The organism is Streptomyces sp. NPDC087859, assembly GCF_044742595.1.
Taxonomy (GTDB): Bacteria; Actinomycetota; Actinomycetes; order Streptomycetales; family Streptomycetaceae; genus Streptomyces; species Streptomyces canus_F.
On the sequence record NZ_JBIUUU010000001.1, the window covers coordinates 105,895 to 119,235 of the forward strand.

Sequence of the window (13,341 nt, forward strand, 5' to 3'; positions counted from 1 at the left end):
GCACGGGCCGGGCGCCCACCGTCCCTTCGGGTCGAGGGCGTTCGCGGACCGCGTCGCCGGGCGGGATGGACTCGGGCACCCGGTGTTGCTCGCACCATGACGCCGTCACCTCAGCTTCGGGTCGAGGGCGTCGCGGACCGCGTCGCCGAGCATGATGAACGCGAGGACGGTGAGGGCGAGGGCGCCGGCCGGCCAGAGGAGCATGTGGGGGGCCTGGCGGATGTAGGCGGAGGCCGCGGAGATGTCGATGCCCCAGCTGACGGTCGGGGGCTTCAGGCCCACACCGAGGTAGGACAGGGTCGCCTCCAGGGAGATGAAGGTGCCGAGCGCGATGGTCGCCACGACGATGACCGGGGCCACTGCGTTGGGCGCGATGTGGCGCAGCAACTGGCGGGAGCTGGAGGCACCCAGGGCCTTCGCGGCCTGGACGTAGTCGTTCTGTTTCGCCGTGATGACCGAGCCCCGGGCGATCCGGGAGATCTGTGGCCAGCCGAGCAGCACCATGAAGCCGATGACCGGCCAGATCGTGTTGCTGGTCACCACGGACAGCAGGACCAGGCCGCCGAGGACCACCGGGATCGCGAAGAAGACGTCGGTGATGCGGGACAGGATCGAGTCCGAGAACCCGGCGAAGAAGCCGGCCAGCCCACCCAGGACCGAGCCGAGGATCGCGACCCCCAGCGTGGCGCAGACGCCGACCGTGACGGACGTACGGGCGCCGTACACCGTGCGGGTGTAGACGTCGCAGCCCTGACCGTCGAAGCCGAAGGGGTGTCCGGGCTGTGAGCCCTCCTGCGCCTTGGCCAGGTCGCACTTGAGGGGGTTGCCGGAGGCGATCAGGGACGGCCAGATCGAGATGACGACCAGGAAGAGGATCACCAGGCCCGAGATGATGAAGACGGGGTTGCGGCGCAGGTCGCGCCAGGCGTCGGACCAGAGCGAGCGGGGTTTGCCCGCCGGGCCCGTTCCCTGGGGACCGTCGGGTGTCTCCTCCAGGGTCTCCCCTTCCGCCGTCGCGAGGTCCATCGTGCCGCCCATGCCGGTCGGGGCGATCGCTCCGTCGTCGTACGGCTGCTCAGGCATAGCGGATCCTCGGGTCGAGTACGGCGTAGAGGAGGTCGACCAGCAGGTTGGCGATCAGGAACACCAGGACGAGCACCGTCACGAAACCGACGACGGTCTGGGTGTTCTGCCGGAGGATGCCCTGGTAGAGCTGGTAGCCGACGCCGTGGATGTTGAAGATGCGCTCGGTGACGATCGCCCCGCCCATCAGGGCGCCGATGTCGGTGCCGATGAAGGTGACGACGGGGATCAGCGAGTTGCGCAGCAGGTGGCGGATGACGACCCTCCTGCGGGGCAGCCCCTTGGCCACCGCCGTACGGACGTAGTCGGACTGCTTGTTCTCCGCGATGGAGGTACGGGTCAGCCGGGTCACATAGGCGAGGGAGACGGACGCGAGAACGAGTCCCGGCACGATCAGCTCGCCGAACGTGGCGTCCGTCGACACCGACGGTTTGATCCAGCCCCACTCGACGCCGAGCAGGAGCTGGAGCAGCAGACCGGTGACGAACGTCGGGACGGAGATCACGACGAGCGTGAGCATCAGGACCGAGGTGTCGACGGGCCGGCCCCGGCGCAGGCCCGTGACGACACCCAGCGTGATGCCGATGACGATCTCGAAGAGGATCGCGACGATCGTCAGACGGATCGTCACGGGGAACGCCGTCGCCATCAGCTCGGTGACCTCCTGCCCGTTGAACGCGGTGCCGAAGTCGCCGGTGAAGACGTTCCCCATGTAGGTCAGGTACTGCTGCCAGACCGGCTTGTCGAGGCCGAACTCCTTCTCCAGCTGGGCGGCCGTGGCGGGGTCGCACTGCCGGTCGCCGCACAGGCCCGCGATGGGGTCGCCCATCACGTTGACCATGAGGAAGATCAGGAGGGTGGCGCCGATGAACACCGGGATCATCTGGAGCAGACGCCGGACGACGTAGCGTCCCATGGCGGGTCAGCTGACCTTGATCTCGTTGTAGACGGGGACGCTGAAGGGGTTGAGCTTCACGTCGGACAGCCGCTCCGAGTAGCCCGCGCTGCCGTTCTGGTACCAGAGCGGGATGGCGCCCATGTCGTCCCGCAGCACCTCCTCGGCGTCCTGGAACTTCCCCACGGCCTTGGCGGTGTCGGTCTCGGCGTTGGCCTCGTTGACGAGCTTGTCGAAGTCCTTGTTGGACCACTTGCCGTCGTTGGAGGAGGCGTTGGTGTAGTAGAGCGGCTGGAGGAAGTTCTGGATGAGCGGGTAGTCCATCTGCCAGCCGGCGCGGAAGGGACCGCTCATCTTCTTGTCGGTGATCTGGTTGCGGTAGTCGGCGAAGGTGCCGACCGGGTTGCCGACGCAGGCCTTGTCGTTGTCGAGCGCGTTGTTGATGGAGTTGCAGACCGCGTCGACCCACTGCTTGTGGGAGCCGGTGTCCGCGTTGTACGTGATCTTGACCTGTCCGCCGGGAAGGCCGCCGCCCTCCTCGATGAGCTTCTTCGCCGCGGAGGGGTTGTACTCGCAGGCGTCGCCGCACAGGCCTTCCTTGAAGCCGCCGTCCTCGCCGAGGACCGGGGAGGTCCAGTCGGTGGCGGGGGTGCGGGTCTTCTGGAAGATCGTCTCGGTGATCTGCTCACGGTTGATCGCGCGGGAGAGGCCCGTGCGGACCTTCTCCATCCCGCTCTTGTTCCAGTCGCTGTCGTAGAACGGGAAGGCGAGGGTCTGGATGATGCCGGCCGGGGTGTTGATGTACCGGTCGCCGAGGTCGCTCTGGACGTTCTTGAGCTGGGCGGCCGGGACGTCGTCGACGAGGTCGAGGTTGCCGGCCATGAGGTCGGTGTAGGCGGTGTTGTTGTCGGTGTAGACCTTGAGGGTCACGCCGCCGTTCTGCGCCTTGTCGTCACCGGGGTAGCCGTCCCACTTCTTCAGGGCCATCTGCGAGCCCTTGGTGTACGAGTCGATGGTGTACGGGCCGTTGCCGACCGGCTTCGCCACCCAGGCCGCGTGGTCGGTGAAGAACGCCTGCGGGAGCGGGGCGTACGCCGGGTAGCCGAGGGTGTCGGGGAAGGTCGAGAACTTCTGGCCGAGCTTGACGGTGAAGGTCCGGTCGCCGGTCACCTTCAGGCCGGAGAGGGTCTGCGCGGTCTGCTTGCTGCCGTCCTCGGGGTGCACCTTGTCGTAGCCCTCGATGTAGCCGAAGAAGTACGCGTTCTTCTGGTTGTTCTTGAGGCTGGCCCCGTAGTTCCAGGCGTCCACGAACGACTTGGCCGTGACCTTCTCGCCGTTGCTGAAGGTCCAGCCGTCCTTGACGGTGATGGTGAAGTTCTGGGAGTCGCTCGTCTCGATCTTCTCGGCGAGCATGTCCTCGGCCTTGCCGGTCTCCGGGTCGTACTTCTTCAGGGACCGGAAGATCATGTCGAGGACCTTGCCGCCCTGCACCTCGTTGGTGTTGGCGGGCTCCAGCGGGTTCTGCGGGTCGCCCCAGGAGGAGCTCAGCACCGCGCCGCCGTCGCCACTGCCGCCGCCGCTGTCACTGTCCCCGCCCCCGCAGGCCGTGGCGGCGAGGGCGACCGACACCGCGCATGCGGCCCATTTGGCGTGCGTGGCTCCGCGCATGGAGTTCCTCCTGTGTGACTGCACTGTTCCGTTACCGGTCAATATCGGCGCAAAACAGGCAGACCGCACATGCACTCACCCCATTAGGGGAACGCCCGGGAAGGTCCGACCTTCGCCACAATGGATCTTCCGTGGAGGGCGCAATGGATCTTCACGATCCGATGCCGAACCGTTGGATTGCGACCCTCCTATGTACGGATTTCGACACTCTGACGTCCGTATATCGAACTCATTGACCGATTGGGGCAGTTGGTCCGATGTAAGACACAGGGTGATCACGGCACGCTACACGCGTAGCTACAGGCTAGTCAAAGAAAGGTAAAGAAAGTAAAGAGCCACCCAAGTCGACCGAGAATTTATTGACCTTGAATGAATTGCGTTGAAAAAGTCCGGCGTAGCCCGTAGGGACCGCCCTGCGGAGTCCTTGATCCACAGGGCACGGAGCATCATGACCCCCCCAACCCCTTCCCCGGTCACTTCACTCGAGGTGACCGACGAAGACAGCGCGGCACCGGTGAAGTCCTCGGCTCTCAAGGGCAACGAGAGCCGCTCGCCGGGACGGCTCGCCTGGAGCCGTTTCAAACGGGACCGCGCAGGCGTCATATCCGGGTACGTGGTCCTCTTCTTCTTCGTCGTGTCGATCGGCGCTCCGCTGATCGCCAAGCTCTACGGCAAGAACCCGTACACGACGTACGGCATCAACACTCCGGGACTGCTCAACGAGTTCGGTTTCCCGGTCAAGGCCAACGGCGGCATCAGCGGTGACTTCTGGTTCGGCGTCGAGCCCCAGCTCGGCCGGGACGTCCTCACCTTCCTGCTCTACGGCATGCGCAACTCGCTGCTCATCGCCACCGCCGCCACGCTCCTGACGACCCTGCTCGGTGTCGTCATCGGCATCACCGCCGGCTACCTGGGCGGCCGCACCGACTACTTCGTCGGCCGGGTCATCGACATCCTGCTGGCCTTCCCGCAGACGCTGTTCTTCATCGCCTTCTGGCCGGTCGTGCTGGCGATCTTCGTGTCGCCGGAGGAGAACACCCCGATCTGGCTCACGGTCACCAGCCTCATCACCGTGATGACCGCCTTCGGCTGGGCCTCCATCGCCCGTCTGCTGCGCGGCGAGGTCCTCGCCCTGCGCGAGCGGGAGTTCGTGGAGGCCGCCAAGGTCACCGGAGCCTCACCGGCCCGGATCATCTTCAAGGAACTGCTGCCCAACCTGTGGACGCCGATCCTCATCCAGTCGACGCTCCTGCTGCCCGCCTATGTGACGGCGGAGGCGGGGCTCGCCTTCCTCGGCGTGGGACTCACCGACCCCACGCCCGACTGGGGCGTCATGCTCCAGTTCGGCGCCAAGTACTACCAGGACGACATCACCTTCATGCTCTTCCCTGGTCTCTCCATGGTGATCTTCGTCGTCGCCTTCAACCTGCTCGGCGACTCGGTCCGCGACGCGCTGGACCCCAAGACGAAGCGCTGAGCCACCCCACTCCGCCGAGCGACGGGGCCCGGCCGGAGTACCCCAAGCACCATCCCTATCCACAAGAAATCGGGTCAGCCATGTCTCTTTCCCGCAGAAACTTCGTCATAGCCACAAGCGTCGCGGCCGCGGGCTCGACGCTGCTGTCCGCGTGCAGCAGCGGCGACGCGGGCGGCAGCGGCGGCAGCGCGACCGAGGGTGCCAAGACGTACTCCAAGGTCACGATCGGCACCGCGGCGGACTCGACCGGCCCCGCGCCGGAGATCGCCGGGGCGAAGAAGGGCGGGACGATCTACGGTCTGGCCCCGGACGACTTCTCGCACCTGGACCCGGGTCGCATCTACTACGCGTACAACTCGACCGCCGCGCTGCTCCTGCACCGCTGCCTGACCGGCTACAAGGTCGCCGCGGACGGCTCGCAGAAGCTCGTCGGCGACCTGGCCACGGACACCGGCACGATGTCCAACGCGGGCAAGACCTGGACCTTCACGCTGAAGGAGGGTCTGAAGTGGGAGGACGGCAGCGAGCTCACCGTCGAGGACGTGCGTCACGGCATCGAGCGGCTGTGGGCCCCGTACATCATCGAGTCCGCCAGCTACGTCCAGATCGCGCTGACCGGCAAGGGCGGCAAGTGGCGTGACGCCTACGAGGGCCCCTACAAGGGCAAGCACCTCTCCGAGATCGTGACGGACAAGGCCAAGCGGACCATCACGTTCAACCTGGCCGAGGCCCGCCCCGACTTCAACTTCACGATGGCGATGCACTCGTACGCCGCGGTGTCCCCGAAGCTGGACACCAAGGAGAAGTACGACAAGAACCCGGCCGCCTGTGGTCCGTACAAGATCAAGAACCACACGACCGACAAGTCGATGACGCTGGTCCGCAACAAGAACTGGGACCCGGCGACCGACGCCATCCGCAACAACTACCCGGACGGCTTCGAGTTCACCTTCGGCATCGAGACCCTGGACTCCACGGACCGTCTCATCGCCTCCCAGGGCAACGACGCCTTCGCGGTCTCCATCTACAAGGGCGTGCCCGCCGAGCGCATCCAGAAGGTCCTCACCGACCCGGACCTGAAGAAGCGCACCTTCAACGGCCTGCTCACCGGCACGTACTACTACGCGATCAACACCAAGCGCGTCACCGACCTGAAGGTCCGCCAGGCCCTCAACATGGCCTGGCCGCTCCAGCAGATCCGTCAGATCTACGGCGGCCCGTCCTCCGGCGACTTCGCGACCACGATCCTCAGCCCCGACATCCTGGGCCGCGAGAAGTTCGACATCTACGGCAAGCTGAAGAAGCCGCAGGGCGACCCGGCCGCCGCGAAGAAGCTGCTGAAGGAAGCCGGCAAGGAGGGCGTGAAGATCGTCTACGCCTTCCCGCAGGACCCGACCTACAACAAGACCAAGGTCGTCATCGAGAACGCGCTGAAGGAGGCCGGCTTCACCCCGGTCATCAAGCCGGTCGACTCGACGACGTACTACGACCAGATCGCGAAGGTCGACAACTCCTTCGACGTGATGTGGTACGGCTGGTCCCCGGACTGGCCGACCGCCTACACGATGATGCAGCCGCTGTTCGACAGCGCCAGCGTCGGCGACGGTCTCTACAACGTCTCCCAGACGAAGGTCTCCTGGATCGACGAGACCATCCAGAAGAACGTGGTCATCACCGACCAGAAGAAGGCCGGTGAAGCCTGGGCCGCGCTCGACAAGCGGATCATGGAAGAAGTCGCGCCGATCATCCCCGAGATGTACCAGCGCCGTTACTACGTCTACGGCAACAAGGTCGGCGGAGCGATGTTCGACCCGAACTTCTCCGCGACGCTGCTCTACAAGACGTTCGTGAAGGCCTGACGACCGGCCCTCGTGGCGGGGCGGCCCTGGGCCGCCCCGCCTCCTTCCCCCCTTCGGCATCCGTCAGGAAATCCCAACTGCCATGCTCCGCTTCCTTGTCCGACGAATTCTCGGCGCCGCGGTGATCCTGCTGATCATCAGCGCCATCGTGTTCGTCCTGTTCTACGCCGCCCCGCGCGACCCCGCCCGCATCGCCTGCGGCAAGGCCTGCACCCCTGAGACTCTGGAGCTGGTGCGGAAGAACCTGGGGATCGCCGATCCACTGCCTGTGCAGTACTGGGACTGGCTCAAGGGCATCTTCGTGGGCCGCGACTACACGTCGTTCGGCAACTGCAACGCGCCCTGCCTCGGCTACTCGTTCCAGAACCGCGAGCCGGTCCTCGGCACCATCATGGACCGCTTCCCGACCACCCTGTCGCTGTCGCTCGGCAGCTCGGTCATCTACCTGACCTTCGGCATCGGCGCGGGCATGCTGGCCGCCGTGAAGCAGGGCAAGGCCCTGGACAAGATCGCGAGCTCCGCCTCGCTGGTCGCGTCCTCGATGCAGATCTACGTCGTCGGCGTCCTCGCCACCTATCTGCTGGTCGACCAGTGGCAGGTGCTGGACCGGGCCAGCTACACGCCCTTCACGGACGACCCGGCGGCCTGGGCCAAGGGTCTGCTGGTGCCCTGGATCGTGCTGTCCCTGATCTGGACCGCCAACTACACCCGGATGACGCGCTCCCAGATGGTGGAGTCGCTCAGCGAGGACTACGTCCGCACCGCCCGCGCCAAGGGCATGTCCCGCCGCACGGTCTTCTTCCGCTTCGCCTGGCGCGGTGCGATGGGGCCGATCGTGACCATCTTCGGCCTCGACCTCGGTGTGCTGCTCGGCGGCGCGATCATCACCGAGTCGACGTTCAGCCTCCAGGGCCTCGGCATGCTCTCCGTCAAGGCGGTCAGCACCAACGACCTGCCGATGCTGCTCGGTGTCGTGCTGGTCGCCGCCGGCGCGATCGTCGTCTTCAACATCGTGGTCGACGCCCTGTACGCCCTCATCGACCCGCGCGTGCGCCTCGCTTAAGGAGAGACCATGAGCACCCCCTTCCTCTCCGTCCGCGACCTCAAAGTCCACTTCTCCACCGAGGACGGTGTCGTCAAAGCCGTCGACGGGCTCTCCTTCGACGTGGAGAAGGGCCAGACCCTCGGCATCGTCGGTGAGTCGGGCTCCGGCAAGTCCGTCACCAACATGGCGGTCCTGGGCCTGCACGACCCGCGCAACACCAGGCTCGACGGCGAGATCCTGCTCGACGGCAAGGAGCTGATCACCGCCTCCGAGCGCGAGCTGGAGAAGCTGCGCGGCAACAAGATGTCCATGATCTTCCAGGACGCGCTCGCCTCCCTGTCGCCGTACCACACCATCGGCGCGCAGATCGGCGAGACGTACCGCAAGCACACCGGCGCCTCCCGCAAGGAGGCCCGGGCGCGGTCGATCGAGATGCTGCGCCGGGTCGGCATCCCGCAGCCGGACATGCGGGTGGACGACTACCCGCACCAGTTCTCCGGCGGTATGCGCCAGCGCGCGATGATCGCGATGGCCCTGGTCTGCGACCCGGAGCTGCTGATCGCCGACGAGCCGACCACGGCTCTCGACGTGACGGTCCAGGCCCAGATCATGGACCTGCTCAAGGACCTCCAGCAGGAGTTCGGCACGGCCATCATCTTCATCACGCACGACCTCGGTGTCATCGCCGACATCGCGGACGACGTGTTGGTGATGTACGGCGGGCGCTGTGTGGAGCGGGGCACCAAGGAGGAGGTGCTGCGCACCCCCGACCACCCCTACACGCTGGGGCTGCTGGGTTCGATGCCGAGCCTGACCGGGCCGGTCGACGTACCGCTCGCCCCGATCCCGGGCTCGCCGCCCTCGCTGCTCAACCCGCCGTCGGGCTGCCGCTTCCACCCCCGGTGCGCCTTCGCGGAGAAGGTCGCCGGCGGGCTCTGCTCCAGTGAGCGGCCGGGTCTGAAGGTCCTCGACGGGCGGGGCTCGGCGTGCCACCTGACGGCGGACCAGAAGCACGAGCTCTTCACCGAGCACGTCGCGGCCCGGACCCACTGACGTACAAGACGGGATTCACCACCATGAGCAACACCACCCCCCTCCTGGACGTCTCGGGCCTGACCAAGCACTTCCCGGTCAAGGGCGGCTTCCCGATCCGCCGCACGGTCGGTGCCGTGCAGGCCGTCGACGGCCTGGACTTCCAGGTGGCCGAGGGCGAGGCCCTCGGCCTGGTCGGCGAGTCGGGCTGCGGCAAGTCGACCACCGGCCGGCTGATCACCCGGCTCATGGAGCCGACGGCCGGCAGCATCTCGTACCGGGGCAAGGACATCACGCACGCGTCCCGCAGGGAGCTGGCGCCGATCCGCTCCGAGATCCAGATGATCTTCCAGGACCCCTACGCGTCGCTGAACCCGCGCCAGACGGTCGGCAAGATCATCTCGGGTCCCATGGAGATCAACGACATCATCCCGGAGGGCGGCCGCGAGAAGCGGGTCCGTGAGCTCCTGGAGATCGTCGGTCTCAACCCCGAGCACTACAACCGCTTCCCGCACGAGTTCTCCGGCGGACAGCGCCAGCGCATCGGTGTGGCACGGGCGTTGGCTCTGGAGCCGAAGCTGATCGTCGCCGACGAACCGGTGTCGGCCCTCGACGTCTCGATCCAGGCCCAGGTCGTGAACCTGCTGCAGAAGGTGCAGCAGGAGCTGGGCATCGCCTTCGTGTTCATCGCCCACGACCTCGCGGTCGTACGGCACTTCTCGCAGCGCGTGGCGGTCATGTACCTCGGCAAGATCGTCGAGATCGCGGACCGCGACGACCTGTACGGCAACCCGCGCCACCCCTACACGCGGGCCCTGCTGTCCGCCGTGCCGGAGGCGACGGTGGACGACACACCGACCCGCGAGCGCATCCGTCTCACCGGCGATGTACCGTCTCCCCTGAACCCGCCCTCGGGCTGCCGCTTCCGGACCCGCTGCTGGAAGGCGACGGAGAAGTGCGCGACCGAGGCGCCCCCGCTGGTCCAGGTCGAGGGCAACAAGCCCGGCCACCTGACCGCGTGTCACTACCCCGAGACGGAGGGAACCATTCCGGCCCCGCGTCTCTCCAAGGACCCCGAGGCAGCGGTCTGACAACACCCCTTTTTCGTCAGCCGCCGCCCTTGGCGGAACGGACTTTCTCGGCCCATTGACCCGAGCCCATGAACGTCCGCTCCAGGGGAACGAAGGCCCGTACCTCCCCAGGTACGGGCCTTCGTCATACGGGATCCCGTCATATGGCTCCGGCACCTGTGACAGACTGCCGCGATGGTCGATCGCTCGTTCGCGGATCTCTCGCTCGCCGCGCTGTACGACTCCCTCAACCCGTGGGGTCCGGGCGACGACTTCTACCTCGGTCGCGTGATGTCCGCACCCACCGTGCTGGACGTCGGCTGCGGCACCGGACGCCTGCTCGCCGCGGCCCGCCGGACCGGACACCCGGGTCAGCTCACGGGGCTCGACCCCGCCGCCGCGATGCTGGTCCAGGCACGGCGCCGGGAGCCCGGTGTGGAGTGGGTGCTCGGGGATCTGCGCTCACGTGCCTGGTACGGGGAGTTCGACCTCGTCACGATGACCGGCCACGCCTTCCAGACCCTCGTCGGCGACGAGGAACTGCGCACCGGCCTGCGAGCCGTCCGGACCGCCCTCGCGGACGGCGGACGCTTCGTCTTCGAGACCCGCAATCCGGCGGCCCGCGCCTGGGAGTCCTGGACACCGGACCGGGTGCACGAGGCCGCCGACGAGAACGGTTCCGTCGCGTGGATGTGGCGGGAGGTGGTCGGCCCCGTCGGTGGCGACCGAGTGACCTTCACCGAAACCTACGAGGGCGTCCGCTGGGACCACCCGCAGGTCAGCACCACCACACTGCGCTTCCTCGACACACCGGACCTGGAGAAGTTCCTGGCGGAGGCAGGCCTGGTGATCGAGGAACAGTACGGCGACTGGGCAAGGGGCCCGGTAACGTCGGCAAGCCCAGAGCTGATCACGGTGGCGCGAAGCGCCACCTGATCAGGGGCGCGGGGAACTGCGCGACCAGCCACTACGCGCCCGCAGCCGACACACAACAGCCCCCACCACCCCCTTAGTCGCCCAGCTCCTCCTCCAGCGCAGCCAACGCCGGATCCAGCACGATGTCCTCCTCGCGCCCCTCGATCGTCGGATCCTCCGGAAAGTGGCACGCCGTCAGATGCCCTTCCCGGTTACCGGAGATCTGGACCAGCGGCGGCTCCTCGGCCGCGCACTTGTCCTGCGCCTTCCAGCACCGCGTACGGAACCGGCACCCGGACGGCGGCGAGATCGGCGACGGCACATCACCGGCAAGGCGGATCCGCTCACGGTTGGGCGCGCCCTCGTCCGACAGGTTCACCTCGGGCACCGCGGACAGCAGGGCGTGGGTGTAGGGGTGGCGAGGCCGGGTGTAGATGGAGTTGCGGTCGCCGACCTCGATGATCTTGCCGAGGTACATGACCGCGACACGATGCGAGAAGTGCCGTACGACGGCGAGGTCGTGGGCGATGAACAGGAACGCGATGCCCAGCTCCTGCTGGACCTGCTTCAGCAGGTTCACGACCTGGGCCTGGATGGAGACGTCCAGTGCCGACACCGGCTCGTCGGCGACGATCAGCTTCGGTTCCAGGGCCAACGCCCTTGCCACACCGATGCGCTGACGCTGTCCGCCGGAGAACTCGTGCGGGAAGCGGTTGTAGTGCTCGGGGTTGAGACCGACGATCTCGAGCAGTTCGCGTACGCGCTTCTCGCGGCCGCCCTCCGGCTCGATCTCGTTGATCTCCATGGGTCCGGAGATGATCTTGCCGACCGTCTGCCTCGGGTTCAGCGAGGAGTACGGGTCCTGGAAGATCATCTGGATCTCGGAGCGGATCGGCGCCAGCTCCCTGCGGGACGCGTGCGAGATGTCCTTGCCCCGGTACGAGATGCTGCCGGCCGTCGGCTCCATGAGCCGCGTGATCAGCCGGCCCGTGGTCGACTTGCCGCAGCCCGACTCGCCGACCAGGCCGAAGCTCTCGCCGACGTTCACGGTCAGGTCGATGCCGTCGACGGCCTGCACGGCACCGACCGTGCGGCGGATCGGGAAGCCGCCCTTGACCGGGAAGTGCTTGGTGAGCCCCTCCACGACCAGCAGCGGGTCTCCGGCCGAGTCGGTGGTGGCCCCTCGCGGGGCGGGGAGGACGAGGTCCTCTTTCATGACGGGTCCTCCTAGCCCAGGCTGGGCTTGATCTCTTCGATGAAGACGGTCCGCTTCTGATCCGCCGTGAGATGACAGGCGGAGGCGCGGTCCGGGGCCAGCAGGGGGCGTTCGTCGACGCAGCGGGTGCCGCCGACCCGGTCCTGGAAGGTGCAGCGTGGGTGGAAGCGGCAGCCCGAGGGCGGGTTGAGCAGTGAGGGCGGGGCGCCCGGGATGGGCGCGAGGGGGGCGTCGAGGTCGGAGTCGATGCGCGGCATCGAGTTCAGCAGGCCCCAGGTGTAGGGGTGTTGCGGCGAGCGCAGCACCTCGTTCGTCGTGCCGCGCTCGATGGCGCCGCCCGCGTACATCACCATGATGTCGTCGGCCATGTCGGCGATGACACCGAGGTCGTGCGTGATGAAGACGATCGCCGAACCGAACTCCTGCTGGAGGTCCTTCAGAAGGTCCAGGATCTGCGCCTGGACCGTCACGTCCAGCGCGGTCGTCGGCTCGTCGGCGATCAGCAGGTCCGGGTCGCACACCAGCGCCATCGCGATCATCGCGCGCTGCCGCATACCGCCGGAGAACTGGTGCGGATAGTCCTTCGCCCGCTCCTTGGGGTTGGGGATGCCGACCTTGCCGAGCATCTCCACCGCACGCGCCCAGGCCACCTTCTTGGAGGCACCGGTGTGCTTCATGAAGGGCTCGGCGATCTGCCGGCCCACCGTGTAGTACGGCGACAGCGCGGTCAGCGGGTCCTGGAAGATCATGGCGACCTTGTTGCCGCGCAGCTTCTCCAGCTCGGATTCGCGGGCGGTGGTCAACTCCTGCCCCTCCAGCAGGATCTCGCCCTCGACGGTGGTGAACTTCGGGTTGTGCAGCCCCAGGATGGTCAGGTTGGTCACGGACTTGCCGGAGCCCGACTCACCGACGATGCCCAGCGTCTTGCCGCGCTCCAGGTCGAAGGAGAGCCCGTCGACGGCCCGGACGATGCCGTCCTCGGTCTTGAAGCTGACGTGCAGGTCCCGCACCGAGAGGAAGGCGCCCGCGTCGGACGGGACGGGCGCCCCGGCCTCCTTGGTCAGAGTGGTCACGACAGAAC

General features: G+C 67.0%; 11 protein-coding genes. 6 read left to right on the forward strand and 5 right to left on the reverse strand.

The window, feature by feature from the left end:
* Window positions 1-105: 105 nt before the first annotated feature.
* Genes ACIOHP_RS00490 through ACIOHP_RS00500 form a run of 3 tightly spaced genes read right to left on the reverse strand, consistent with a single transcriptional unit; the run spans window position 106 to window position 3,646 of the window.
* The gene (locus tag ACIOHP_RS00490) at window positions 106-1,083 is read right to left on the reverse strand and encodes an ABC transporter permease (protein WP_361542679.1); all 978 of its coding nucleotides are present in this window, start codon (window positions 1,081-1,083) and stop codon (window positions 106-108) included.
* The gene (locus tag ACIOHP_RS00495; protein WP_361542682.1) at window positions 1,076-1,999 is read right to left on the reverse strand and encodes an ABC transporter permease; all 924 of its coding nucleotides are present in this window, start codon (window positions 1,997-1,999) and stop codon (window positions 1,076-1,078) included. The genes ACIOHP_RS00490 and ACIOHP_RS00495 overlap by 8 nt, the downstream gene beginning before the upstream one ends.
* Window positions 2,000-2,005: 6 nt before the next feature.
* Window positions 2,006-3,646: an ABC transporter substrate-binding protein gene (locus ACIOHP_RS00500; protein WP_401881939.1), complete on the reverse strand. Its 1,641-nt coding sequence runs from the start codon at window positions 3,644-3,646 to the stop codon at window positions 2,006-2,008.
* 448 nt (window positions 3,647-4,094) lie between these two features.
* Here ACIOHP_RS00500 and ACIOHP_RS00505 point away from each other — a divergent pair, with 448 nt between their 5' ends.
* The 6 genes from ACIOHP_RS00505 (at window position 4,095) to ACIOHP_RS00530 (ending at window position 11,065) form a co-directional block, all read left to right on the forward strand.
* Window positions 4,095-5,123: an ABC transporter permease gene (locus tag ACIOHP_RS00505; RefSeq protein ID WP_327719209.1), complete on the forward strand. Its 1,029-nt coding sequence runs from the start codon at window positions 4,095-4,097 to the stop codon at window positions 5,121-5,123.
* 80 nt (window positions 5,124-5,203) lie between these two features.
* A complete protein-coding gene (locus ACIOHP_RS00510) occupies window positions 5,204-6,982 on the forward strand; it encodes an ABC transporter substrate-binding protein (protein WP_361479978.1) in 1,779 nt (592 codons plus the stop codon).
* Window positions 6,983-7,064: 82 nt separating this feature from the next.
* Window positions 7,065-8,045 carry an ABC transporter permease gene (locus ACIOHP_RS00515; RefSeq protein ID WP_307026277.1) on the forward strand — a complete coding sequence of 327 codons (981 nt, stop codon included), beginning with the start codon at window positions 7,065-7,067 and terminating at the stop codon, window positions 8,043-8,045.
* A gap of 9 nt (window positions 8,046-8,054) precedes the next feature.
* Window positions 8,055-9,080, forward strand: a complete 1,026-nt coding sequence (locus tag ACIOHP_RS00520) for an ABC transporter ATP-binding protein (RefSeq protein WP_361542691.1) — start codon at window positions 8,055-8,057, stop codon at window positions 9,078-9,080.
* 23 nt (window positions 9,081-9,103) lie between these two features.
* Window positions 9,104-10,150, forward strand: coding sequence for a dipeptide ABC transporter ATP-binding protein (locus ACIOHP_RS00525; protein WP_361542694.1), 1,047 nt, complete (start codon window positions 9,104-9,106; stop codon window positions 10,148-10,150).
* Between the two features lie 174 nt (window positions 10,151-10,324).
* Entirely contained in the window at window positions 10,325-11,065 is a 741-nt protein-coding gene (locus tag ACIOHP_RS00530) for a class I SAM-dependent methyltransferase (RefSeq protein ID WP_401881946.1), read from the forward strand.
* A gap of 73 nt (window positions 11,066-11,138) precedes the next feature.
* On the opposite strand, the gene ACIOHP_RS00535 is transcribed toward ACIOHP_RS00530, so the two are convergent.
* Together ACIOHP_RS00535 and ACIOHP_RS00540 are read right to left on the reverse strand one after the other, a co-directional pair.
* Window positions 11,139-12,260, reverse strand: coding sequence for an ABC transporter ATP-binding protein (locus tag ACIOHP_RS00535; protein WP_401881949.1), 1,122 nt, complete (start codon window positions 12,258-12,260; stop codon window positions 11,139-11,141).
* 11 nt (window positions 12,261-12,271) lie between these two features.
* Window positions 12,272-13,333 (reverse strand): ABC transporter ATP-binding protein, encoded by a 1,062-nt coding sequence (locus ACIOHP_RS00540; protein ID WP_401881952.1) that lies wholly within the window; start codon window positions 13,331-13,333, stop codon window positions 12,272-12,274.
* Between the last annotated feature and the right edge of the window lie 8 nt (window positions 13,334-13,341).